We start from the raw sequence: 25,557 nt of genomic DNA on the forward strand, positions 1-25,557 counted from the left end.
TTAATGAGATTATATAAATTAATCTTAGATATGTTTTATTTCTTTGTCAAACAAGTAAGATTGACAGTTACATGATGATTGACATAATCAAATTAATAGCATAATATAGATATTGTTAATCGGCGATTACAATTGTCGCTAATTATAATTGAAAACAATTTATCATTTAATACTTAAAAATTTTGGGGGTCATTTAATTGGAAAAACGAGTAGATTACTATAGTCTTGCACCAGAAGCAATTAAAATTATGATGGAAATGGAAAAGTATACGAAAACCTCAAGTATTGACCGTACACTACGAGAACTAGTAAAAATTCGTGCTTCTCAGCTAAATGGTTGTGCATATTGTATTAACATGCATACTACTGAAGCAAGAAAAATGGGTGAAACGGAGCAACGATTATATTGTATAAGTGCTTGGAATGATTGCACATTCTACACAGATTCAGAAAAAGTAGCTCTAGAATTAACAGAACATGTTACATTGATTCCGAATAAAGGTGTACCTGAAGCATTATATGATCGTATTCGAAACCACTTTAGCGAAAAAGAATATGTAGATCTTGTGATTTTAATCAATCAAATTAATAGTTGGAATAGAATCTCTATTGCTATGGGGAATAAAGCAACAACTGAATAAATTATTAACTCGACGAAGTCTATAGAGTTCGCCAAAAATAGTTAAAAAAGCATCCGAATCCGAATAAACCTATTTGGATGCTTTATTTTTAAGTTTGAAAATTGATGTTGTGTGCGGTCAATATAAATAAAGGTATTGAATCTCACTTGTTGAATATACATAGTTGAACAATTTTACCTTTATTGAGGTGGATAAAATGAAAAAATGGATTTTATTAATATGCGGCACTTTTTTACTGGTTTTGTCATTTTGGACTTTATATTATGCTTATACTCCGAAAGTAGGACAAATTGGTAATGGACCTAATGATAAATTAGTTTGGTTACAATCCATAACTCAATTTCTTTCAGGAATAAGCGCATTATTTTTAGCTTTTAATATGAGAAAAAATAGTAAAATTAATTGAACCAAGCAACATACTTTAGAGAAACAAAATTATGTGTCGCATTTGCGACTTTTTTTATTGGAATGAATAATTGATAAAAAGATATAAAAATAAGTTTCTAATATGTTCATTCAAGAGTATTTTTATTGTAAATACAACAAAAATAATATAAATTTAAAATGTATACTTTTATTGTATATGCAACAAAAAAGATTAGGAAATGTAAATAATTGCAAGGAATAAAAATGAATACATAAAGGAGAGACATATTTAAATGAATATAAATATAAAAAGATGCAATATAGTTGATTCACACATACTTCAAGAAATTGGTTATGAAACATTTAATGAAACTTTTAAGAATCTAAATTCAATTGAAAATATGAATGTATACTTGGAGAAAGCATTTAACATAGAACAAGTTGAAAAAGAGTTAGCTAATACTTCATCGCAATTCTATTTTATTATGATTGATAAAATAGTCGCTGGTTATTTAAAGGTCAATACGAATGATGCTCAGTCTGAAGAGATGGGTGATGAATCACTTGAAATCGAGAGGATTTATATAAAGAAGGATTTTCAAAAACATGGCCTTGGTAAATATTTGCTAAATAAAGCTTTAGAAATTGCAGAGGAACTAAATAAAAGTAAAATCTGGTTAGGCGTATGGGAAAAAAATGAAAATGCAATTGCTTTTTACAAGAAAATGGGTTTTGTTCAAACTGGAACTCACTCTTTCTACATGGGTGATGAAGAACAAATAGACTTTATCATGACAAAAACATTAAATTAACTTATTTTAATGGAGAAGGGGAACAAACACTTTTGTCATTTGAGAATAATGAAAAAATCAAATCATAGGTTCATTCAATAGACTGCTTTTGCGGTCTTTTTGTTTTTTTACTAGGGTCTGTTAAAAAAGAATGGTGATTTCCATTTCAGGTACTTCGCTTTCCAAGGGGCGTGACGACCTTGAGCCTCCGGGGACTCAAGTTTCCCGCATTTCCCATAGGAGTAGGAGTCTTCGCACCTTCCATTCCAATTACACTAGAACCGACTATTCTCTTTTCATACTCTTAATATAATTAGCTAAAATAAAAAATTAGTATTAACAGAGACTTTTAGTAAAAAAGTGTTTAGTAGACAGCAAATGCGAAAGAAATAATGTTAAGATATAGTAAGAAATATGCGATATTTTTTAGGGAGAAAAAGAATGGAAATTTACATAAAAAACTTTAAAAATAGATTATTTAAAGTGAGAATTAAACAAATCGATATAATAAAGAAAATATTGAGCGGTTTAATGATCATTTATTTGATTTACTCATTTACGGCTGAGGAAGTTCATCATATAATCAAAGGCTTATTTTATCTTTTATTTGCAACGATTAGTTTATTAAATAGTCTAGAAAATAAAATATTAAAAAAGAAAGAAACGAATGATTTTGATGCCTGGCTATTAGGAGGCGTTTTGTTTTTTATCATTGGAATAATTGAAATCTTTGATTGGTAATGAAATACTCTCACTAAACCTCTTAAACTATATGCAAGTTTAATGAGGAATTGCTATGTTATTATTCTACTAGAGAAATAAATGAGGTAAACTTATGAAAAAAAAATTAATCATTTTTATATGTATAATCGGAATCATAGGAATCGGGTATTATTTACTATTCCCATTCCATTTTCCATTTAAAAATGGGTATAATATCGAGATTATAAATGATACGGGAAAAAATATAACAGGATTATCACTTACAAATGTTAATGTAGAAAATAAGATTCCAATCATATTAGATGGGGATGAATATAAATTTAAGAATGTAACTACAACTGGATTTTATAATTTAGAATATAAAGATCATAATGGGGACCTGCAAACGATTCCAATAGTTGGATTTGAAGAGAAAGGTTCATTAGGTGAAGCAGTAGTAACACTAGAATCTATAAATGAGAATGGAATAATCGAATCAGATCTTTCGACAGAGCTGAGAGTTGAATTAATATTAAAATAATTAAAAACAAATATGAGCCTCATATGTTCTTATTTATTTCATTAAACTTTGGAGAGTAAAACTATGTTAAAAGTAATAAGAATAACAATTGGAACGATAGCTGCTTCATTAGCTATTTATTCATTAATAACTCAAAACTTTCTTCTGAATCCATATATGCTTTTCTTTTTAGGGGGAATGTTTTTAGTAATGTACATTCAAGAAAGAGGAAAATCAAATTCAATAATGTATATACTTGTGGCTGGGTTTAATATATTTGTTTCTATTTTTACGAGCTTATTTAACTAAATCATGCAAAGTGTTCCATGAAAGGCTACTTCGGTAGTCTATTTTTTTGAGCTAGCAGACACTTACTTTAATAAGTAAAGGATATTTTAGTATTTCATTGAATCTAAGATAGTAGTAATTTATTTAATACAGTCAATTCAGTTCATATTTTACTTTTTAGCTAAAAATTAAAATAGAATGTAATCGGTATAGAGTGTTATGGGAATTGGTTTATTAAGAACAACATTTATAACAATTTTTAGGAGGGGAATCATGAGCGAGTTCAGTGAAAGCTACCATCTTTTTTCAAATGAATTTAAAGATGGTATTGACCTGTTAAAACGTTGCTTTGTTCGTGGATTTGTATATCCAGAACGTAAAAATTGGGTCACAATTATTCCAAATGGAAAAATGTTTAAGGTAAATAGAAGAATAATCAATAATAACAAAGGTGTTTTAGTACATTTAATTTATGCGGAGGACCACGGTTGGTCTTTATCAATATATGATGGTAGGAAAAGGAGCTTTCATTATGAATGTAGTTGGGAAGAAGACTTAGAAATAAACCAAGATGGATATCACAGAGAGCGCTTAGTTGAATTAATAAATGCTAACCCAAATAAAGTCAGAACCGTAACACTTTTAGATATAACGCAGATATTTTATGTTTCTGACATTGAAGAACTATTTGAGAAGAATCCAGTAACTCAAATAGCATATTTACTTGGATTGGAATATTTCACATGGATTTCCTACAATTACGTTCAAAAAGATTATAAAGAAAACCCAAATGAAATCAAAAATAAAGGTATTCGCATAGTTAATAATTGGATACCTTTTTAATTACAAAGCTCAGTCAATTGAAGAGCTGATCAAGAAAGGCTAAGGGTAAAATAAGTGAAAAAGTTTAAGCGTAATAATATAATCCTTCTATTAATTGGTATCTTGATATCTGTATTGTTTTGCTATTATCAAAACAATGCCATCGAATTGAATGATACAACTATTCAATCCCGTGAAGTTCCAAAACAATTTAATAACTTTAAAATGATTCAATTATCAGATCTACATGGAAAAGAATTCGGTAAAGAGCAAAATAATTTAATAAGAAAAATAAAAAATGAAAAGCCAGATATAATCTTATTTACTGGTGATTTAATTGACTCTAAACATTATGTAGAAAAATATAGTTTAATCCTAATGGGAAAAATAGTTAAAATTGCACCTGTCTATTTTGTAACTGGAAATCATGAATATTGGTCAGGAAAATATGAAGGATTAGAAAGTAAATTGGAAAGTTTAGGCGTCAAAGTGTTAAAAAATGAAGGAGTGGTTATAGAACGTTCTGGTGGGAAAATACAACTCCTAGGAATTGATGACCCAGCTAACATATCTGAAAATGAATATTTAACAGAACAACAAAGAGCAGACGTCAATATAAAAAAGTCACTTATATCTATTAAGCATGATATTGAATTTAAAGTATTATTATCGCATAGACCCGAATTGTTTTCGTTGTATTCAAGTTATGATTTTGATGTAGTTCTTACAGGACATGCTCATGGTGGTCAAATTAGAATTCCATTTATAGGCGGGGTTATCGCACCAAACCAAGGAGTCTTGCCAAAGTATACTTCTGGACAATATAAAAGTGAGAATACAACGATGATTGTTAACAGGGGACTAGGAAATAGTATTATTCCACAGAGAATATTTAATAGACCTGAGATCGTCGTATTAACTTTGAAAAGTAAATAAACGATAAGACATTAGTTATAAATAGTTCGTAAAATATAGAGTTGCTAATGGCAGCTCTTTTTAGTTGGCAATTTACTGATAAAAGGATTTAATAAGTTTATACTTAATTTATTGAAAAACCATAAAAGAAGGTACATAGTTGAATAAAAATCATCTAACCGTCTAAAATAAAATTGACACGACACTTTTTGGTGTCCTATAATAAAGACACCGTAGGGTGTCCGATAAAAAGGAGAGGGTGATTTTGAGCGAGAAAAATCAAGAGCGTGATGTTTATGTAGCAATCGCTGATCCAACAAGGCGTAAAATACTTCGTTTATTGGCAGAAGTTGATGAATTACCTCTTCACGAATTAACTCCTCAATTTCAAATGGGGCGTACCGCTGTTTCAAAACATCTGTCGATCCTAAAAGAAGCTGGTCTAGTTGCTGATCGTAAAGTAGGAAGAGAAACACGTTATCGATTAAATGCAGCACCATTAGAAGAAATTAAAGATTGGATATCTTTTTACGAAGGATTCTGGAAAAAAAGTTTTGGTAAACTAAATAGTATATTGGAGGAAAAAAAATGAAATCAGATGTGTCATTAGAATATAAATTTACAAATTCAATTGAACAGGTGTGGAATGCTTTAACTGATTCGGATACACTTGCAAAATGGATCATGGAAAATGACTTTAAACCGGTTTTAGGACATAAATTTCAATTTCGTACAGAGCCAAATGAATGGTGGAATGGAATTGTAGATTGTGAAGTATTAGAAGTTGAAAAGCCTCATAAATTATCTTACATTTGGTCAAGTGCTGGAGAAACTACTACAGTTACATGGACTTTAAAAGAAGTTACAGATGGGACAGTCCAATTAAATCTAGATCAAACTGGATTTAGTGAAGAAACAAAAGCACGCGTTGGAGCAATTGAGGGTGCTAAACATGCTTGGTCGAATATGGGGAATCAACTAGAAAAAGTATTAGCTTAAACTGTAAATTCTTTCATAATCAAATTTATCTGAAGTAACAATTTGCACTAAGTTATTTGTTTGATGAAGTATAAAAGGGTTAAACATATTTGTTTTTAATATATGTTTAACCCTTTTTTTATTTTTATGTTGTAAATTTTTAATAAAGTTAGATACGAATTAAAAATAAGTTGGATTTACCATTCATTTGGTTCGTAATTTAACTCTCTAAATAATTGTGTTTTTTCTTTCTTTGTTAAGTCTCTCCATTGACCAATTGGTAAATTGTTCAGATGAATATTCATGATACGAGTTCGTTGAAGTCGAAATACTTCATAACCTAGTGCTTCACACATACGACGAATTTGACGATTTAATCCCTGCGTTAAGATGATTTGAAAGTCATATTTTGAAAGTTGTTTTACTTCACAAGGTAATGTTTTTGTTCCTAAAATTTTGACTCCCGCTGCCATTTCTTGTAAGAAGGTAGGCGTGATTGGTTTATCAACTGAGACGATGTATTCTTTTTCATGCTTATTCTCAGCTCGTAAAATTTCGTTAACTATATCACCATCGTTTGTTAGTAGAATTAAGCCCTCAGAGTCTTTATCTAGTCGACCTATATTAAAAATCCGTAGAGGATGATTTACTAAGTCAACAATATTTCCTTTTACACCTTTTTCTGTAGTACTAGTTATACCAACAGGTTTATTTAATGCAATGTAAACATTATTTCGAGCTAATCGAATATGTTCTCCATTTACAATTACCTCATCACCGGGTTCAACTTGGCTCCCGATTTTTGCAACTTTACCGTTTATTTTAACTCTACCTTCACTGATTAATTTATCCGCAGCACGTCTAGATGCTTTTCCGGATTCACTAATGAATTTATTTAAACGAATGATCAACAACCCCTTAATGCTAAATTATATTTTCAGAATAACATATATGTAATGATTATTAAAAAAGAAGTTCTAAAATGCTGGAAATTATTAATTAAATTCTTACTTTTATCAATATTTTTAGAAATGCATCATTGAATTTTACTATATAATTATTTTCTATTTACACATACTAAATAAAAAAATGAAATAGGTGAGTGTAAATGGATCTTTCTTTTGATAAGCTTTTAGAACAATTTGACTTAAAGAAAAACGAACATCAACGCAACATGCACAAAATTAATAAAAGAATTGATGAAATAGAATCACATATGGATAGTATGAAAAAACAATTGCATAGTTTCGATCATCAAATAGAAAGTCTTGAAAAAGATATAAAGTCCACATTATCATTAATCAATCGCGAAGAATTTTCAAATAGTCACGAGGAACATCATAAACAAAACGAAGAACAAATTCATAAAGAAAAAAAGAATCGTCATCATAAAAATGAACAACATCATAAAGAACAGCATAAATGGGCAGAAAGCATACTACATAATGTAGAAGAATATGCCTCGAATATATTTAAAAATGGAAACGAAGATGATCACCGAAAAAATCAAAACGATCAAAATCATCAGAGCAGAACAAGTAAAAATGCTAAGAAACGTAAAAATGATTCAGAATTGAATCCAATGCCAAATATTATCACTGAACAATATTCAGCTAGTATCTCAAATCATCAGCCGAATACAGCTAATATAGGTAATCAAATTGGAACAAATTCATATGATGAAAGCTTTTTAGCTCAGAGTTATATACAAGACTCATTTGAACAAATAAACCAAGAACATACTTTAACTCAGTCTACATCTAATGCAAATAATAACGACCAAACTATTCAAAAAGATATAAATCAATTAGAGCAAAATTATGAAGATTTATCGATTGACGATTGGGAAGATAAAACAACAAACTTATCGATGTCGGAGTGGTTTGAAGTAGATCCTAGAACGGAAAGATAAAATAAATAACATTAATTCTTAATGTAAGCCGTTCTCTTTTGGAGTTTCGAAGGGCTAATATCATATATAGTATTTTTAATAGCAGAGTAATTCACTTATGAATTAGCTCTGCCTTTTTATTGATTAAATATGTTTTTATGAGGAATTTTTAGTGGAAAATATATAATTCTCCTGCAAAATAGCAACTAGTTCCTATTTTGTGTGCGATTTCATTGGCAAATTAATTTAACTTATTTGAACTTATTTAAACAAAAAAACGAAACATCGGGTGTGCATTTTGGATTGAAGTTGGCGAAAAAATGCCTTATGACGGAATAAAATTAAAAAACCTATTAAATGAACTGTGCCAAAAGGGACGGTTCATTTGATAGGTTTTATTTTTTTAGAGGGGAAATGAAATTGTTATAAAAATATCTTTCCCATTTAGCGATCAAACCGTTCCCATTTAGACCGCTTTGTATTTCAATTTCATGTTTTTTATGAAATTCTGCTACTTGTTTATTGTGTTTTTTATGCCACTTGTGAAGAACTGATAGTTTCATTTTTATCCCTCCTACGATTAATAACATAATTATATCTCAATGATTAGCAATCAAAAAGTTATATTAACCACAAATTTTTGACATAAATGACAAAAGGTGATGAAATTTTAATGGAAATAAAAAGTAGCTTGAAAGTATGTAAATTCGACTCCATTTTTAAAGTTAAAATGCCTACTATTATAGTTATGCGTACTCCAAAAGAGAACGTCTTATTCATAATCGGAGTAATGTTTTATGAAGTATTTTGAAAAAGAGCCTAATCAAGAAGGACTAAATTCATTTTTGTGGAAATTAAGAGAGTGACGTAATTTAAAATAGAAGGTGAAAAATTTGTTATCAAAAGACCAATTGTTAAATATAAAAGAATTACAAAAGGCTTGTGAGAGCTATGATCAAATTAAGTTAAAATTAAATTGGGATATGCTTAGAAATCGCAATAGTGATGTTAAAGAAGATTTCTTTTATTATGAAGAGAATCAATTAGTTGGGTTCTTAGGTAAATATTACTTTGGTAGTAAAGTAGAAATATGTGGAATGGTCCATCCAAAATATAGAAGAAAAGGAATTTTTACGTCATTACTTCGTGAAGGTCTTGAAAGTAGCAGTAATGCAACGACAATCTTATTGAATGCTCCAGCAGCATCTATGACAGCACAAGAGTTCATTAAAACTCAGAAATGTGACTATTCTTTCTCAGAATACCAAATGGTTTGGAAGGATCAAGAAGTACAAGCTTTTGAACCGATTATTAAGCTATCAGATGCGACACAAGAAGATTTTGAATTGATTTCAAGAATAGATGTAGAGTCCTTTGGTTTTGAAGAAAAAGATGCTCAAACATACAATGCGCGAGTTTTAAATGAGCCTAATCGTAAATGTTACATAATAGAAGTAAATGATGAAAAAATCGGAAAACTGAGTGTCCAAAGAGAACATCAAGAAAGCTGGATTTACGGTTTTGCGATTTTACCAAAATTTCAAGGATTTGGATATGGTAAAAATACTTTGTTACAAATTATAGAACAAGAAAACAAAACAGGAAATGAGATACATTTAGAAGTTGCATTAGAAAATAAAAACGCAAAAAAATTATATACAAGTTGTGGCTTTGAGCAATATGACACGCAAGACTACTATCAATATTAATGGAAAAAGGAATGTGTAAACCACATTCTTTTTTAGATTGGAGTAAGAATTATGTTAAATAAAAACTGTTCAAGATGTGATAAATTTACATCAGTATTAGAAAATGGAAGACAATTTAGTGATGAATTTCTTTGTTATGATTGACTAAACAAAGCGATTCAAAATAAAGAAGTGGAAATGCCGAATCATCATTTTCAACATCCATTGCTAACTACATTAAGTTAATTAAAAACACGCTACTTAATCGGTACGATACTAATTACAATATTTTCTGGTAGTATGATTAACTCGTCTTCTATTGGGTCGAGTGTTCAAGTATCAGGGACAGTTGGAATCGCTATGCTTGGAGCGATCTTTCAATCTGTGTTTATCTATTTCATTATAAAGGGATTCATATTATTAATAGAGACTGTTTTGAAAATTTATAAAAAGTTATGAATCATCATGATATAATTTTAACAATACAAAATATCAAGTATCAGTAAGAAAGAGGAGTAGCCTAAATGAGATTATCAGCAATTGAGGCAGCAAAGAAGTTTATTCAAACGGAATTCCCAGATTGTTTAGGTGCAATTTTAAGTGGTAGTGTTGCGATCGGTAAAGAAACAGCCACGTCAGATTTAGATATTGTCGTATTTCAAAAAGAAGTGAATGCATATCGAGAATCTGTGATGAAATATGATTGGATGATTGAAGTGTTTGTATACGATTTAGAGTCATATAAACCATTTTTTGATAGCGATGTGAAGAGAGCGAGACCGACATTGCCACGTATGCTAGCTGAAGGTATGGTGATAATGCAACATCCAGAATTAGAAAAAGTAGTTCAATACGCTAAAGAAACGATGTTAGGTGGTCCACCTAAATGGGATGAAAAAACGATAGAATTTCATCAATACTTTTTATCAGATCTAATTGATGATTTTATAGGTTCAGAACACATAAATGAATCTATTTGTATTGCAACTACATTATTAGATAAGTTACACGAATTTATTTTAAGGACAAATCAGCATTGGGTGGGTTCTTCAAAATGGGTTTATCGAGAAATGGAGCATTTTAATCCATACTTAACAAAAGAAATATTTCAAGCATTTCATAACTATTTTCAAACAGGAGAAAAGAGTGGAATTATTAAAATAGCTGAATCTGCATTGGAACCTTTTGGAGGTAAACGATTTGAGGGTTTCCAGTTAGGAAAATAATTAATGCTGCTTTAAATTTCATTCATAATCGAACTTTTTATATGTTAAACTAAGGAATGAAATATATGGTAAAGGGTGAATACTTTGGAGAAAATTCGTGGTTTTGAGATAGCAAAAGGTTTTGAAAAGGAAGGCGTTAATTTGCCTAAGAGAGCGACAACTCACGCTGCTGGTTACGATATTGAAAGTATTGAAGATACAATTATTCAACCAAATGAATTTAAGTTAGTAGGAACTGGTGTAAAAGCATATATGCAAAGAGATGAATTCCTTGCATTATACGTACGCTCTTCAACACCATTAAAAAAGGGTTTATTAAAAGGTAATGGAGTAGGGGTCATTGATTCGGATTATTATAGCAATCCATCAAATGATGGGCATATCATGATGCAACTTTTAAATGTTACAAATGAACCTGTCATTATTCAAAAAGGTGAGAGAATCGGACAAGCAGTTTTCCAAAAGTTTTTATTAACTGACGATGATATTGCTGGTGAAGAAAGAACAAGCGGATTCGGTAGCACAGGTAAATAAAAAAAGCACTCGAAATTTTCGAGTGCTTTTTGTTTTGAAATTAGTCTAACATTTTTGCAAGTTTTGGTGATAAAGCTAGTAAGATTAAGCCTGCAACGATTGCTGCTCCACCTACTGCTAAGAATACTTGTAACATACCAAGAGTAGTTGTAAATGCAGCTAGTTGACCACCAACTAAGTTTGCAATGAAACTTGATGATAACCATACACCCATTAATAATGAAGCAAGTTTAACTGGTGCATAACGAGATACTGCTGATAAACCAACTGGTGAAAGTACTAATTCAGCAATTGTATGGAAGAAATATGTCATAACCATGAACATCATGTTTGCTTTTACAGTGATATGCTTTGGATCAGAACCTGTTTTCATAACTGCCATAATTGTGAATGCGAAACCAACACCTAAAAGGATTAGACCCATTGCCATTTTCGCTGGAACGCTAATGTTTTTACCATTTTTCGCCATTTTAATCCAGATCGCAGAAAGAACTGGAGCGAAAAGCATAATGAATAATGGGTTAACAGATTGGAACCATGCAGATGGTACTGGGAAGCTACCAACATTAAGATCTAAGAAACGTTCAGTATATAGCGTTAATGATGAACCAGCTTGTTCAAATCCAGCCCAGAAAAATACTACGAATGCAGCTAAGATAAAGATAACAGTCGTACGTTGTTTTTCTTTTTTTGTAAGAGGTACATCCTTAACTGAAGCGGTATTACCCTCTTTAACAACTTTAGCATTAGGTTTTGTACCTAAATCACCAAGATATTTTGAAGCTAATAAATTGAAAATAATTTGACCAATAATCATACCGATCGCAGCTGCTAAGAAACCATAACGGTAACCGAATAAATCATCACCAGCAGCATTTTTAGACATAAATAAAGTTTGTGCTAAATAACCAGTAACAAGTGGAGCAAAGAATGCACCTAAGTTGATACCCATGTAGAAGATTGTAAATGCACCATCACGACGTGGGTCATCTCCTTCATAAAGTTCACCAACAATTGTTGAGATATTTGGCTTGAAGAAACCATTACCGATAATCATTAAAATCAATCCAAGGTATAAACCAGTTGAAGAATGTATACCGAATAATGCGATATTACCAACTGCCATGATGATACCACCAATAGTAATAGCAGTACGTTTAGCAAGGAAATTATCTGTTATCCAACCACCGATAATTGGTGTGAAATATACTAGACCAGTAAATAATCCGTAAAGTTGTAAAGCCCAAGCATCTTTAAATCCAAGTCCACCTTGAACTACTGATGTTGTCAAATAAAGAACTAATAGTGCACGCATTCCATAATAACTAAAGCGTTCCCAAGCCTCTGTTGCAAATAATAAGTAAAGGCCAGGCGGGTGTTTCGTTTTTTGTTGTTGCTCATTTGATGATACGTTTTGAGTCGCTACGCTCATTTTAATTCCTCCCTCTTAAGTGCTATTCTGTGTCGTTTTGTGTTTGAATATTTATTGTCGCAAATTCATACACTATTCTGTCAATTTGGTGTAAAAAATAATTTATATTCTACAAATTTCGACAATTCTACCTAAAAAAAGATGATCTTCATATCTAAACAGAATCATACAGACAAAATTCATTTGTTTGAATTGTGTAAAAATATGGATAATAAATACTTTTGTAGTATAACACGAAACAACGCAACACTGTAAAGTATTTTGTATTGTCAGACAAGTCTTGCAATACTGATTTTTCATACAAAAATATATGTGTATCAGTGCTTTTTCATTTGAAAAAGGCAAAACATGTCTAATCTAAAAGACCTATATTTAAATAATAATAAGTTTTTGAAATATTTCAAGGGTTTTCTTAATTTTGTTATCTTAGATTAATAATTTTTAATAAAAGTAAATAATTGGAAATGTCGGAATTTGTTGAATTATATAATAAGTATTTATTCTGTTTTAATATTCAATTAATTCATATGGACGATTTTCTAAAATTTGGATATACTAATAGTAATTTTAATGAAACGGAGTGATGTTATATGGGAAATTCAATTAGTTTACTAAATAAGAAAGCAATTACAAGGGGACAAGAAATGAAGTAATGCTTCATTATTGTCCTTACACTTAGGAGGACAAAATGAATTTAGAACAATTAGGCTGGAAAGATGTGTTCGGAGAAAAAGAACAATCAACTGTAGTGGCTCGTGTGATTTCTGAACAAAGACAAATTTACAAATTACATGATGGAGAAAATGAATGGATCGGAGAAGTTTCTGGTAAATTTCAATTTCAAGCAAAAGTCAAAAGTGATTATCCATCGGTAGGAGATTGGGTGGTCATTGAACCTCTAAAAGGTGAAAATAAAGCAATTATTCAAAAAGTATTACCTAGAATGAGCCAATTTTCAAGACAATCAGCAGGCGACAAGACGGAAGAACAGGTTGTTGCGGCTAATATCGATTATGTATTTTTAGTCATGGCATTAAATAATGACTTTAATATAAGAAGATTAGAACGTTATTTGTTAGTAGCATATGAAAGTGGTGCGAATCCAATTATCGTTCTAACGAAAAAAGATTTATGTGACGATCTTCCTTCAAGAATTGCAGAGGTTGATGAGATTGCATTCGGTGTCCCCGTTTATACGGTAAACAGTACAAACGGGGAAGGAATTGAAGAAGTTAAAAATCTTGTTTCAGAAGGGAAAACGGTATCCCTTTTAGGTTCTTCTGGTGTCGGTAAATCAACATTATTAAATGCATTAATAGGTGAATCGAAACAAATCACACAGAATGTTCGTGAAGGTGATGATCGAGGTAAGCATACAACGACCCATCGTGAATTATTCTTCTTACCTACTGGTGGAATGGTGATTGATACACCAGGTATGCGAGAACTTCAATTATGGGGTGGCGAAGACCATTTAAGCTCAACTTTTTCTGATGTAGATGAGTTAGCGAAATCGTGTAAATTTTCCGATTGTACTCATGAAAAAGAACCTGGATGTGCAGTTAATGAAGCCATTTCAAATGGTCTGTTAGACGCTCAAAGATTAACAAGTTATCGTAAATTAATGAGAGAATTGGCATATGCCGAAAGAAAACAAGATGCTTCATTAGCAAGGATTGAAAAAGACAAGTGGAAAAAAATGCATAAGATGATGAATACGAAATCTTATAAATAAAAGAAGAGTATGCTACTCTTCTTTTTCTTTTGGAAAGACTCTGCTATTTAATCAGATAGATTTTTACAAATTTTTCTCAGACTTTAGACCGAGAAAAAACAATACTTAAGGTTGTTAACGATTTAATCAAAAATAGATAAACTACATATTACAAGCGTTACTAACAATTTGCTTTCAGTTGTTATTAACAAGTTACGTTTAGTGAATAGAGGAGAGCAATATGAAGCATTTAGAGCATTTAAGACGATTGTCTAGCAATGAGTTAATTGGAATATTATTTATCATTGCAGGTATAGGGCTTTTATTTGATTTGTTTTTGAATCCATTTGCAATTATTGCAGCAGGAGTCGGTATATATTTAATTCAATATGGTGCAAAAAAACGAAAAGTATATCCGTCAACTTCAGCAAATATTGCATTTTTTGGTGGGATTATTTTATTTATAAGCAATGTATTTCAACTGAAGTCTATTTTAGGTGTTTTAGCATTTATTGTGATTTATATAGGTTATTTAATTTTCATTAACTCAAAATTAAATGAAAAAATTGTAATTCCACTCACACAAGAGAAAACAAGTTCAGGTGTATTTGAAGCGAAATCATTAATTTCAAATCGATTTTTTTCAAATATTCGAATGAAAAATGATACGACATTTGAATTAGATGATGTTGATTATTATTTTGGTATTGGTGATATTGAGATTGATTTAACAGATTCCTTTATACCTGAAGGCGAAACTGTTTTAGCAATCAATGGTTTGATTGGAAACATCAATTTATATGTTCCATATGATGTAGATTTAACTTTTCATCATGCAACTTTATTTGGAAAAGTTAATATCTTAAAAAATGAGTTAAAAGGTTTTAATAAAAATTGCAAATTTACTACGAATGATTATAAAGAGGCATCAAGAAAATTAAAAATCATTACCTCATTAGCAGTTGGAAAAATAGAGGTGACAAACAGATGAAAGTAGATAAGGGAATATTTTTATCAATCTGCATGGCATCTCTGACGTCCAGCGCATTAATCTGTGGTATTGTTTATTATTTCATTGATCAAACGCTATTTGATAAATTAATGATTTATAAAGTAGGGAAATTATCATTATTATTAATTATTTTTATCGCGATTCTAATCATTGCGATTGTGTATAGTACAGCAGTTCTTAGTACAATTCGTCATAATGAGAAAGCACTATTAACAGGGATGATTAAAGCAGAAAACGGTACTTATCATAAGGATTACAATCATTCTATTCGTTCTATTGAAAATGATATCGAATCAAATCTCCTAAAAATATCTAAACAGATTGAAGATTCAAGAAAAACTGTGCAAAAATTAGTTGATGAAAAGAAATTAATTGAATCACAAACAATTGAGGATGTTGTAACAAAAGAAAGGCATAGATTAGCAAGAGAGTTACACGATTCAGTAAGCCAACAGTTATTTGCGATATCGATGATGATTTCTGCAATTAATGAACTAGGCGATACAACCTATCAGGAACAATTACGATATATTGAAAAAATGGCTGTAAACGCACAATCTGAGATGCGAGCTTTATTACTTCATTTAAGACCAGTCCAATTAGAAGGGAAAAGCTTAAAGGAAGGTGTAGAAAAGCTACTAGCTGATTTAACAAATCGTCAGGCTCTCCACTTAAAATGGAAAATAGATGATATCTCACTGTCAAAAGGTGTTGAAGATCATTTATTTAGAATTATACAAGAAGCTTTATCAAATACGCTTAGACATGCAAATGCGAAGACTTTTGAAATAAGAATTAGAAGTATTGAAGATTTTGTGTTAGTACGAATGATTGACGATGGAATCGGTTTTGATATTGAAAAACGTAAAACAGGTTCTTACGGTATTCAGTCTATTAGTGAACGTGCCTCTGAAATTGGAGGTACTGCAAAAATTGTTAGTATTCCAAATCGAGGGACTCAAATTGAAGTCAAAGTTCCAGTAATTGAATAGAGGTGCAAAAAAAGTGATAAAAGTAGTATTAGTTGATGACCACGAAATGGTACGAATGGGTGTCTCTACATATTTGAGTACGCAAAACGATATTGAAGTAGTTGGTCAAGCAAGTAATGGAAAAGAAGGAATTGAGCTAGTATTAAACACGAAACCGGATATTATTCTAATGGATTTAGTAATGGAAGTAATGGATGGGATTGAAGCGACTAAACAAATTATCGCAAAATGGCCAGATGCTAAGATTATTATCGTTACGAGTTTTATTGATGATGAAAATGTATACCCAGCAATCGACGCTGGTGCGATCAGTTATATGCTAAAAACATCAAGAGCAAGTGATATCGCAAATGCTATTCGTACAACTCATAATGGCGGTTCAGTACTTGAGCCTGTCGTAACTGGTAAAATGATGAATCGCATGAGAAAATCGTCCCATCGAGAATTGCATGATGATTTAACAGCAAGAGAGCAAGAAGTTCTTCATTTGATGACTGAAGGGAAATCAAATCAAGAAATAGCAGATGCACTATTTGTGTCATTAAAAACAGTCAAAACACATGTCAGTAACATTCTAACAAAATTAGAAGTAGTTGATCGTACTCAAGCTGTTATTTATGCATTTAGACATGGAATCGTTGAACAGAAATAAAATAATGTAAATCTGAAAAAGGGGCTGTCTCAAAAGAGACGGCCCTATATTTTTGAATGTCTTAGTAATCTCTTTTGAGAATTTCGTAGATTTCCACTCCAGGATGCTCGCTTTTAAGTGGGGCGTGGACGAATAAGTCAAAAAACTTCTTTACAATTCAATTCTTTTAAGAAAACTTATAAAAAAACATTTAAATAGTTCTTATTTAGAATTTGAATTTTTTTAGTGAAATACAGTTTTATAAATTTTGGTTATGGATCAGAAATGGTAAGATAGAATAATGAGTTTACAAAACGTTAAGGAGGAGAAACACATTTGGTTCGAACATTAAATCATAAAAAAATTAAAGAAATGTGTGGTGAAGTCTCCTTCAAACGAGGAGAATCTTTTTTTCGCGCTAATAAAGTAATATTTAAAAAATTTAATATACATGAAAGTTTTGCAATTGTAAAAGGTACTGAAGATTTTGAAGTAAGTATTAAAAGTAACGATAAAGATATGTTGCAAACATCATGTAGTTGTCCATCACTTGCATCGTATCATAGAGATTGTCAGCATATCGCTGCAGTTTTAATTGCAATGTGTGAGCATCTACAAAAAGGGACAACTCCGAACTTAAATAGTAATTTAACTGATTATGAAACATCAAACTCAGATCTTACAGATGGATTTGTTAAGTTATTCAACGGAAAAAAATCAAGTCGATCAAGTCGAAAGCAACGTCTTTTTGAAACAAGACAAATCATCAATGCAGAGTTTACGTTACAAGTTATTCCTTTGCAAAATGGAAGTCATATATGTGGGATTCAAGTAAATATTGGCCATTCGAAAGTGGGAAATATACGAGAGTTTTTGGAAAATGTAAAAATTGGACATGCCTCGGAAATTTCAAAATCGTTTACATATGATCCAAATCTACATTGCCTATTAAGAGAGACAGATGATGTTGTCCAACTATTGGTACAATTAATGGACGATGAAAAATCGTTTTTGGAGCATATTCATGATCAAACATTTACTAAAAATCATCATGACACATTATTCATTCCAACAACGTCATGGGAACAATTAGTCAATTCATTATTACATGTTCCAATTGTAAAATTGGTTACCCAGGACAAGTCATATTATGAACTGCACATTGCATCACATTTGCTGCCTTTACAGTTTGATATTATTGAAGCCAACAAAAAAGACTTCCAATTAAATGTGTATGGTTTGGAAGATGTCATATTACTGAATTCTTATTCTTACGTACTCACGAAGGGGAAGTTCTACCGACTGAAAAGTGAAGACTTCATAAGATTAACGGATTTAAAAGAGATGTTACATATTTCGGGAACGACCATCATCCCGATTCCTACTAAGCAAATTAAATTCTTTATGGATACAGTCATACCAGGCTTGAAGAGATTAGGAGAAGTCCAAATTTCCGAAGCATTTTTAAGGCAATTCGATAGGCCCCCGTTAGTTGCGAAATTATATTTAGATCGTGTGAAAAATCGCTTACTTGCAGGGCTAGATTTTCATTACGACCATATTTTAATAAATCCATTAGATCATCGCGATTTTATTAATCATTCGAATGTAACGAGAGATGAGGAAAAGGAATATGAAATATTACAATTAATGGAAGAATGTTCATTTTCAAAAACTGATGGTGGGTATTATTTGCATAATGAAGAATTAGAATACGAGTTTTTACATCATAAAATCCCAAAGCTAGAGAAACTTGTACAAATTCATGCTACGACTGCTGTGAGAAATCGAATATTTAGAGGTAATACATTTCCTAAAATAAATGTAAAAGTGAAAAAAGAACGAACGAATTGGTTAGAGTTTACATTTAAAATGGATGGTATCTCTGAAAATGAAATACGTGAAGTTATTACGGCTTTAAAAGAGAAAAGAAAATATTATAGATTAAAAAATGGGACTTTATTTACACTTGAAACGAGAGAATTTGCAGAAATTCAACGCTTCTTAAAAGAGGTTCCGAGCCAAGAAGAAGATTTGATCACTGGTTTGAATTTACCAATAGTGAGAGGGCTTCAACTAATTGATTCCGAAGATAATCCAAATTCATTTGAACTAGAAAAGTCTTTCCATGAGTTTTTAGATCAAATTCAAAATCCTGGAAACATTGATATTCAAATACCTGATCGTGTTAAACCGATTTTAAGAGATTATCAAAAACATGGCTATAAGTGGATGAAAACATTGGCTAATTATGGATTCGGTGGGATTTTAGCTGATGATATGGGATTAGGTAAAACTTTGCAAAGTATTTCTTATATTTTATCGATACTTCCAGAAGTACGAAACAAGAAACTACCTGTACTTGTCGTGTGTCCATCTTCTTTGACTTATAATTGGCTAAGTGAATTTTATAAATTTGCACCAAATATAAAATCAGTTGTATTGGATGGTAAAAAGAGCGATCGAATGAAGCTACAAGAGGATGTTTCGACAGTTGATGTTGTCATTACTTCTTATCCTTTGTTAAGAAAAGATATAAAATGGTTTGAAAAACAAACATTTCACACAGTATTTTTTGACGAGGCTCAAAACTTTAAAAATCCATTAACACAAACTGCAAGAGCTGTTAAAAAGCTTCAGGCAAATTATCGTTTTGGGCTAACTGGAACTCCAGTAGAAAACTCACTTGAAGAGCTTTGGTCAATTTATCATGTGGTCTTTCCTGAGCTGTTTCAAGGTTTAAAAGAATATAGCAATTTAACAAAAAAGACGATAGCACGGAGAATTCGCCCATTTTTATTAAGAAGAATGAAAGAAGATGTGCTTAAAGAGTTACCTGAAAAGGTAGAGATGATTGAATCAGAGGAATTATTACCTGAACAGAAAAAACTATATGCAGCTTATTTAGCCAAGCTACGTCAAGAAACATTAAAGCATTTAGATAAAGATAAATCGTTTGGAAAAACACGGATTCGAATACTTGCTGGCATCACAAGGTTAAGGCAAATATGCTGTCATCCTGCATTATTTATTGAAGGATACAAAGGGAGTTCTGCAAAATTTGAGCAGCTCCTGCAAATTATTGAAGAATCAAAACATGCTAATAGAAGAGTATTAATTTTTTCCCAATTTACGAAAATGCTTGAAATGATCGGAAGGGAATTATCGATCAATGGAGACGAATTTTTCTATCTCGATGGAAGTACAAGCTCTGAGAAGCGATTAGAGATGTGTAATCGATTTAATGATGGTGAATGTGATTTCTTTTTAATTTCACTAAAAGCTGGTGGAGTGGGGTTAAATTTAACCGGGGCAAATACGGTAGTCTTATACGATCTATGGTGGAATCCAGCAGTAGAGCAACAGGCCGCGGATCGTGCTTACCGCATCGGACAGAAAAATGATGTGCAAGTCATTAAACTAGTTGCCCGAGGAACAATTGAAGAAAAAATGAATGAACTTCAATCTAAGAAAAAAGAATTGGTTGAAGAGATCATTGACTCAGATGACAAAGTATCTTCTACTTTAACTGAAGAAGATATTAGAGAAATATTAATGATGTAACCTACCGCTCTTTAATTTAGAGCGGTATTTTTGAATATACTCTTTTCTATCACAATTAGTTTCAATCTATCCATTCTGAAAAATTGAAATGCGAGTATATTAGAATGAAGCCTTATTTATATATGATTTTTTTTGAGAATGAAATTGAAGGGAGAATGTTAGATGGCCATCAATCGGAAATTTACAAATGTTTCAGCAGGCGTACCTGGTCCAAAAGGTGCCAAATTAATCGAATTACGAAATCAATATGTACCAAATGGTGTTGGTAATAATACTCCCGTTTTTGTTGAAAAAGCTCATGGTTCAATTATAGAAGATGTTGATGGAAATAGATTATTAGATTTCGCAGGTGCAATTGGTACTCTGAATGTAGGCCATACTCCAGAACTTGTGGTACAAGCGATAAAACAACAAGCTGATCAATTCATTCATTCTTGCTTTCATGTTGGAATGTATAAACCTTATATTGATTTAGCGAAGAAACTTTCTAACATAACACCAGGTCATTTTTCGAAAAAGACGATTTTATTAAATAGTGGGGCAGAAGCTGTTGAAAATGCAGTCAAAATTGCAAGAAAATACACAGGACGTTCCGGAATCGTTTCATTTACAAGAGGTTTTCATGGTCGTACATTATTAGGAATGTCATTAACAAGTAAAGTAAAACCGTATAAATACAAAATGGGCCCATTTGCACCGGCTACATATAAAGCACAATTTCCTTATTTAGCAAATCGTCCAAATGGTTTGACTGAGGAAGAGTATATTGATTTTTGTATTCATCAATTTAACGATTTTCTTTTAACTGAGGTATCACCTGATGAAATTGCTGCTGTGATCATGGAGCCTGTTCAAGGTGAGGGTGGATTTATTGTTCCACCTAAACGTTTTGTGAAAGAAATATATGATATCTGTAAAAAAAATGGAATTTTATTTATTGCAGATGAAATTCAAACTGGTTTTGGGCGAACTGGTGAGTTATTTGCTTCGACCTATTTTGAAATAGAACCTGATCTCATTACAATGTCTAAATCAATTGCTGCAGGTGTACCGATTAGTGCAGTTACTGGACGTTCTGAAATAATGGACGCACCGTCGCCGGGTGAAATTGGTGGAACATATGGTGGAAGCCCATTAGGTTGTGTTGCAGCACTTGAGGTGATTGAGCAAATTGAAAAAGAAAGACTTTGGGAAAGAGCAAATACGATTGGCACGATAATTAAGAAGTGCTTTAACGAATTGAAAGAAGAACTACCAATTATATATGATGTCCGAGGGCTTGGAGCAATGGTAGGAATTGAGTTTGTTGATCCGATAACTCGTCAACCAGCTAAAGAACTGGTAGCTGCTCTAACAAAGACTTGTTATGAAAATGGATTAATCATATTAAGTGCAGGTGTTCATAGTAATGTCCTTCGTTTTTTAACTCCTTTAATCATTTCTGATGAAGAGCTAAATGAAGGTCTTGACATACTAAAATTTTCTTTACAACAAGTGATTGGAAAGCATAAAACCGAGGTGAAATAAATTGAGGAAGAAACTATATATAAATGGTAAATGGATAGATGGAATCAATCATGTCGATTTAATCACACCACACTCAGATGTGTTGTTAGCTGAAATCCCTTTAGCAACTTTGGACCAATTAGAAGAAGCAATCATGTCTGCCAAAAACGCAAGAGATGAAATGGAAAAACTGACCGCATTTGAACGAAGTATGATTTTAGAGCAATTAGTGGAGCAATTTAAAGCAAACCGCAGTAGATTAGCAGAGATTCTTGCCTTGGAAGCTGCAAAGCCTTTAAAAGCAGCTTTAGGAGAGATTGATCGAACCATTGCAACATATAAAATTGCAGCAGAGGAAGCGAAAAGAATATATGGTGAAACTTTACCTTTAGATGCAGTGGCTGGGGGAGAAGGAAGAATCACATATACTGTTAGGGAACCAATCGGCGTAATTGGAGCGATAACACCGTTTAACTTCCCATTTAATTTAGTTGCTCATAAGGTAGGACCTGCAATCGCAGCTGGAAATACAATCGTATTGAAACCCGCAAGCCAAACGCCTTTATCAGCTTACGCATTAGCTGAAATGCTTGATCAAACGGATTTACCTAAAGGAGCATTTAATTTAGTTACTGGAAAAGGTTCTGAAATTGGAGATGCACTCGTTAAACATGCAGATGTGAAAGCAATTACTTTTACGGGAAGTCCTGAAGTAGGTATTTCATTAAAAAGTAAAGCAGGTTTAAAAAAAGTTACACTTGAACTAGGATCTAATTCTGCATTAATCATTGACGAAGGCGTAAAGTTATCAGATGAATTAATCAATCGCTGCGTATGGGGAGCCTTCATTTATAATGGTCAGGTTTGTATTTCATTACAGCGCATCTATGTACACGAATCACTTACGGAAGAATTCCTAAGTAAAATGAAAATAGCTGTTGAAAAATTAATCGTTGGTTCTCCACTTGACTTAAAAACTGATATCAGCGCATTAATTTCAAAGAAAGATGTTTTTAGAATTGATCAATGGGTGAAAAATTCATTAGAAGATGGTGCTAGATTAATAACAGGTGGGAACGTGATCAGTGAACGAATTTATTCACCAACAATCTTAGCGAACGTGAGCAATACTTGTGAAGTATCTTGTAATGAAGTATTCGGTCCAGTTGTAACAGTTAACTCGTTTAAGGACTTTGATGAAGCTATTGATGAAGTAAATAATAGTAGATATGGTTTGCAAGCAGGAATCTTTACTGAAAATCTACAACGTGCACTATATGCAACAAAGAAATTGCATGTAGGTGGCGTACTCGTTAATGATGTACCGACTTTTCGAGTTGATTTAATGCCATATGGTGGAGTGAAAGAAAGCGGATATGGTAGAGAAGGCATTAAATATGCAATTCAAGAAATGACTGAAATGAAATTAATCTCGATTAAAATGTAATTTTATGATGTGAAATGTTTATGTAAAGACGTACCAATATAAATTGGTATGTCTTTTTATTTTTTAGTAATTTAATAATGAAAACATATCCAAAACATTCTGAATTATATGTTATATTGAGTATAGATGTTTATACTTTAAAGTAATAAGGAATAAATTGTTTAGATGAGAGGATAGGTATTTTAATGGACCAGTTGAAAGGTTACTATTGGACAATCTTTGAAGTTTTTTTAGCATTACTCACTGGATCAATAACAACGAATGTAATCATTAGACAACTATATGCAATCAATGATGTTCAATTTTTAGGAAACATAAGTGTGATATGGTTCAGTGTTAGTTTTATGATCTACGGGCTTGAATCACTGATCAGATTACTAATATGGAAGAATTCAGAACAATTAAAGAAGAGAATAAGAGGATACTTTTTTGGGGCAGTTTTTTTTATTTCAATTATTATACTAATAATTCCGATATTGAAAGGTGAAATTCCATATTAAAAGGAGCATAAAAAATGGAAATCAAGAGATTAACAATTGATAATCTAGATGAATTTATGGAATTAAGAAGTGAAGGTTTAACATTATCGCCTGAAGCATTTGGTGAAAGTTTAGTAGAGTATACAACTAAGACATACGATCAACATAAAGCGAACTTTCCTAAAACAGATGATAACTTTATTATAGGAGCATTTGAAAATAGTAAGCTTGTAGGAGTTGTAGGTTTTTTTCAAAAGCGAGCTGAAAAGATGAAGCATAAAGGCGCGATCTGGGGAATGTATATTACACCTAGCCAAAGAGGAACTGGTTTAGGAAAAAAATTACTTCAATTTGCAATTGATCAAGCGATTTTAATTGAAGACATTTTACAAATTGAATTAGCAGTAATTTCTTCAAATATTCCTGCCAAAAAGTTATATGAGTCATTAGATTTTGTGAGCTTTGGAGTTGAAAAAAGAGCGATTTTTGTAGATGGTGTTTTCTACGACGAAGATCATATGGTAAAAGTTATTAAATAAATAGATTTAGTTTTTAAGTAAAAAAGTGAAGTAGATTACTATTATCTACTTCACTTTTTCTGTTATTTTAATATTTTCTTAATGACTATTGTATTTTTTATTAAATATTTATTTGAAAATTAAAAGTATTGAATGATACAAACAAATAGTAATGCAAATAGAATTGAGGGTAGCATATTACCGATTTTTATTTTCATAACACCTAGAGAGTTTAATCCTAGTGCAAGTAATAAGATGCCGCCAGTCCCTGAAATTTCAGCAATAATGGCATTTAATAAATGCTGTGTTACTAGATTAGGAACAAATGAAGCAAAAATGGCGATGAAGCCTTGATATAAAAATACCGGTAAAAATGAAAATAAAACACCAACGCCAAGAGTAGAAGTTAAAATGATGGAAAGAAATCCATCCATTAAGGATTTTGTATATAGAATTTCATGATTGTGTCGAAGTCCACTATCAAGTGCTCCTAAAATCGCCATCGCACCAACACAGAAAAGTAATGTAGAAGTTACAAAACCTTTAGAAATTGAACCTTCATTTTTCGTTTTTACTTTACTTTCAATAAATTGCCCTAGTTTATCTAATTTCCCCTCAATATCAAGCCACTCACCAACTACAGCGCCTAAAGCTAAACTGAAAATGACGATTAATACTTGATTGGTTTTCATTGCGAGGCTGATCCCCAACACAATAATGACAAGAGAAATTGATTGCGTAACTAAATTTTTCATCCGTTCTGGAATTCTTTTAATAAATAAACCTAGTAATGAACCAATAATAATTGCGGTTGCATTCACAATTGAACCTAGTAATACCATGATAATCCCCTTTAATCTCTATTTTATCCTATGCTCTGTTAACAGATTAAACAGAGCA

28 protein-coding genes are annotated in these 25,557 nt (G+C 31.5%); 24 read left to right on the forward strand and 4 right to left on the reverse strand.

Annotated elements, in window-relative coordinates:
* Positions 1-197 precede the first annotated feature (197 nt).
* The 10 genes from ABID96_RS08815 to ABID96_RS08860 all read left to right on the forward strand — a co-directional run bounded on the left by ABID96_RS08815 (position 198) and on the right by ABID96_RS08860 (position 6,044).
* Positions 198-641, forward strand: a complete 444-nt coding sequence (locus tag ABID96_RS08815) for a carboxymuconolactone decarboxylase family protein (protein ID WP_192601678.1) — start codon at positions 198-200, stop codon at positions 639-641.
* Positions 642-837: 196 nt separating this feature from the next.
* Positions 838-1,047, forward strand: coding sequence for a hypothetical protein (locus ABID96_RS08820; protein WP_192601679.1), 210 nt, complete (start codon positions 838-840; stop codon positions 1,045-1,047).
* Positions 1,048-1,300: 253 nt separating this feature from the next.
* On the forward strand, positions 1,301-1,819 hold the full coding sequence (gene paiA / locus ABID96_RS08825) for a spermidine/spermine N(1)-acetyltransferase (protein WP_192601680.1): 519 nt from the start codon (positions 1,301-1,303) through the stop codon (positions 1,817-1,819).
* Between the two features lie 420 nt (positions 1,820-2,239).
* On the forward strand, positions 2,240-2,539 hold the full coding sequence (locus tag ABID96_RS08830; protein WP_192601681.1) for a hypothetical protein: 300 nt from the start codon (positions 2,240-2,242) through the stop codon (positions 2,537-2,539).
* 94 nt (positions 2,540-2,633) lie between these two features.
* Entirely contained in the window at positions 2,634-3,041 is a 408-nt protein-coding gene (locus tag ABID96_RS08835) for a hypothetical protein (RefSeq protein WP_192601682.1), read from the forward strand.
* Between the two features lie 63 nt (positions 3,042-3,104).
* Entirely contained in the window at positions 3,105-3,329 is a 225-nt protein-coding gene (locus ABID96_RS08840; protein WP_192601683.1) for a hypothetical protein, read from the forward strand.
* A 252-nt stretch (positions 3,330-3,581) separates the two neighbouring features.
* Positions 3,582-4,151 (forward strand): hypothetical protein, encoded by a 570-nt coding sequence (locus ABID96_RS08845; RefSeq protein ID WP_192601684.1) that lies wholly within the window; start codon positions 3,582-3,584, stop codon positions 4,149-4,151.
* A 54-nt stretch (positions 4,152-4,205) separates the two neighbouring features.
* Entirely contained in the window at positions 4,206-5,066 is an 861-nt protein-coding gene (locus ABID96_RS08850; protein ID WP_377896811.1) for a metallophosphoesterase, read from the forward strand.
* Positions 5,067-5,310: 244 nt separating this feature from the next.
* Entirely contained in the window at positions 5,311-5,637 is a 327-nt protein-coding gene (locus tag ABID96_RS08855) for an ArsR/SmtB family transcription factor (RefSeq protein ID WP_192601685.1), read from the forward strand.
* The gene (locus ABID96_RS08860; protein ID WP_192601686.1) at positions 5,634-6,044 is read left to right on the forward strand and encodes an SRPBCC family protein; all 411 of its coding nucleotides are present in this window, start codon (positions 5,634-5,636) and stop codon (positions 6,042-6,044) included. Before ABID96_RS08855 ends, ABID96_RS08860 begins: the two co-directional genes overlap by 4 nt.
* A gap of 176 nt (positions 6,045-6,220) precedes the next feature.
* Here ABID96_RS08860 and rluF read toward each other — a convergent pair whose 3' ends face one another.
* The gene (gene rluF / locus ABID96_RS08865; protein ID WP_192601687.1) at positions 6,221-6,937 is read right to left on the reverse strand and encodes a 23S rRNA pseudouridine(2604) synthase RluF; all 717 of its coding nucleotides are present in this window, start codon (positions 6,935-6,937) and stop codon (positions 6,221-6,223) included.
* Between the two features lie 194 nt (positions 6,938-7,131).
* On the opposite strand from rluF, the gene ABID96_RS08870 reads away from it, so the two are divergent.
* Positions 7,132-7,935: a hypothetical protein gene (locus tag ABID96_RS08870; RefSeq protein WP_192601688.1), complete on the forward strand. Its 804-nt coding sequence runs from the start codon at positions 7,132-7,134 to the stop codon at positions 7,933-7,935.
* Between the two features lie 374 nt (positions 7,936-8,309).
* Here ABID96_RS08870 and ABID96_RS08875 read toward each other — a convergent pair whose 3' ends face one another.
* On the reverse strand, positions 8,310-8,477 hold the full coding sequence (locus tag ABID96_RS08875) for a hypothetical protein (protein WP_192601689.1): 168 nt from the start codon (positions 8,475-8,477) through the stop codon (positions 8,310-8,312).
* A gap of 330 nt (positions 8,478-8,807) precedes the next feature.
* On the opposite strand from ABID96_RS08875, the gene ABID96_RS08880 reads away from it, so the two are divergent.
* The 4 genes from ABID96_RS08880 to ABID96_RS08895 all read left to right on the forward strand — a co-directional run bounded on the left by ABID96_RS08880 (position 8,808) and on the right by ABID96_RS08895 (position 11,362).
* A complete protein-coding gene (locus ABID96_RS08880; RefSeq protein WP_192601690.1) occupies positions 8,808-9,623 on the forward strand; it encodes a GNAT family N-acetyltransferase in 816 nt (271 codons plus the stop codon).
* Positions 9,624-9,866: 243 nt separating this feature from the next.
* Positions 9,867-10,061 carry a DUF3980 domain-containing protein gene (locus tag ABID96_RS08885; RefSeq protein ID WP_377897050.1) on the forward strand — a complete coding sequence of 65 codons (195 nt, stop codon included), beginning with the start codon at positions 9,867-9,869 and terminating at the stop codon, positions 10,059-10,061.
* Between the two features lie 65 nt (positions 10,062-10,126).
* On the forward strand, positions 10,127-10,828 hold the full coding sequence (locus tag ABID96_RS08890) for a nucleotidyltransferase domain-containing protein (protein WP_192601691.1): 702 nt from the start codon (positions 10,127-10,129) through the stop codon (positions 10,826-10,828).
* An 84-nt stretch (positions 10,829-10,912) separates the two neighbouring features.
* Positions 10,913-11,362: a dCTP deaminase domain-containing protein gene (locus tag ABID96_RS08895; protein ID WP_192601692.1), complete on the forward strand. Its 450-nt coding sequence runs from the start codon at positions 10,913-10,915 to the stop codon at positions 11,360-11,362.
* Between the two features lie 40 nt (positions 11,363-11,402).
* Here ABID96_RS08895 and ABID96_RS08900 read toward each other — a convergent pair whose 3' ends face one another.
* Positions 11,403-12,794: a peptide MFS transporter gene (locus ABID96_RS08900; protein WP_192601693.1), complete on the reverse strand. Its 1,392-nt coding sequence runs from the start codon at positions 12,792-12,794 to the stop codon at positions 11,403-11,405.
* A 688-nt stretch (positions 12,795-13,482) separates the two neighbouring features.
* On the opposite strand from ABID96_RS08900, the gene rsgA reads away from it, so the two are divergent.
* The 9 genes from rsgA (at position 13,483) to ABID96_RS08945 (ending at position 24,678) form a co-directional block, all read left to right on the forward strand.
* The gene (rsgA, locus tag ABID96_RS08905) at positions 13,483-14,529 is read left to right on the forward strand and encodes a ribosome small subunit-dependent GTPase A (protein ID WP_192601694.1); all 1,047 of its coding nucleotides are present in this window, start codon (positions 13,483-13,485) and stop codon (positions 14,527-14,529) included.
* A gap of 220 nt (positions 14,530-14,749) precedes the next feature.
* Positions 14,750-15,499, forward strand: coding sequence for a cell wall-active antibiotics response protein LiaF (gene liaF / locus ABID96_RS08910; RefSeq protein WP_192601695.1), 750 nt, complete (start codon positions 14,750-14,752; stop codon positions 15,497-15,499).
* A complete protein-coding gene (locus ABID96_RS08915; RefSeq protein ID WP_192601696.1) occupies positions 15,496-16,512 on the forward strand; it encodes a sensor histidine kinase in 1,017 nt (338 codons plus the stop codon). Before liaF ends, ABID96_RS08915 begins: the two co-directional genes overlap by 4 nt.
* Positions 16,513-16,525: 13 nt before the next feature.
* Positions 16,526-17,164 (forward strand): response regulator transcription factor, encoded by a 639-nt coding sequence (locus ABID96_RS08920; protein ID WP_192601697.1) that lies wholly within the window; start codon positions 16,526-16,528, stop codon positions 17,162-17,164.
* A gap of 351 nt (positions 17,165-17,515) precedes the next feature.
* Positions 17,516-20,707 (forward strand): DEAD/DEAH box helicase, encoded by a 3,192-nt coding sequence (locus tag ABID96_RS08925; RefSeq protein WP_483301346.1) that lies wholly within the window; start codon positions 17,516-17,518, stop codon positions 20,705-20,707.
* 162 nt (positions 20,708-20,869) lie between these two features.
* Positions 20,870-22,234 carry a 4-aminobutyrate--2-oxoglutarate transaminase gene (gene gabT / locus ABID96_RS08930; protein WP_192601699.1) on the forward strand — a complete coding sequence of 455 codons (1,365 nt, stop codon included), beginning with the start codon at positions 20,870-20,872 and terminating at the stop codon, positions 22,232-22,234.
* A 1-nt stretch (position 22,235) separates the two neighbouring features.
* The gene (locus ABID96_RS08935; RefSeq protein ID WP_192601700.1) at positions 22,236-23,660 is read left to right on the forward strand and encodes an aldehyde dehydrogenase family protein; all 1,425 of its coding nucleotides are present in this window, start codon (positions 22,236-22,238) and stop codon (positions 23,658-23,660) included.
* 185 nt (positions 23,661-23,845) lie between these two features.
* The gene (locus ABID96_RS08940; RefSeq protein WP_192601701.1) at positions 23,846-24,160 is read left to right on the forward strand and encodes a hypothetical protein; all 315 of its coding nucleotides are present in this window, start codon (positions 23,846-23,848) and stop codon (positions 24,158-24,160) included.
* A 14-nt stretch (positions 24,161-24,174) separates the two neighbouring features.
* The gene (locus ABID96_RS08945; protein WP_192601702.1) at positions 24,175-24,678 is read left to right on the forward strand and encodes a GNAT family N-acetyltransferase; all 504 of its coding nucleotides are present in this window, start codon (positions 24,175-24,177) and stop codon (positions 24,676-24,678) included.
* Between the two features lie 119 nt (positions 24,679-24,797).
* Here ABID96_RS08945 and ABID96_RS08950 read toward each other — a convergent pair whose 3' ends face one another.
* On the reverse strand, positions 24,798-25,499 hold the full coding sequence (locus ABID96_RS08950; protein WP_192601703.1) for a DUF554 domain-containing protein: 702 nt from the start codon (positions 25,497-25,499) through the stop codon (positions 24,798-24,800).
* Between the last annotated feature and the right edge of the window lie 58 nt (positions 25,500-25,557).

It is taken from the genome of Gottfriedia sp. OAE603, assembly GCF_040543965.1.
In the GTDB taxonomy this organism is placed as follows: domain Bacteria; phylum Bacillota; class Bacilli; order Bacillales; family Bacillaceae_G; genus Gottfriedia; species Gottfriedia solisilvae.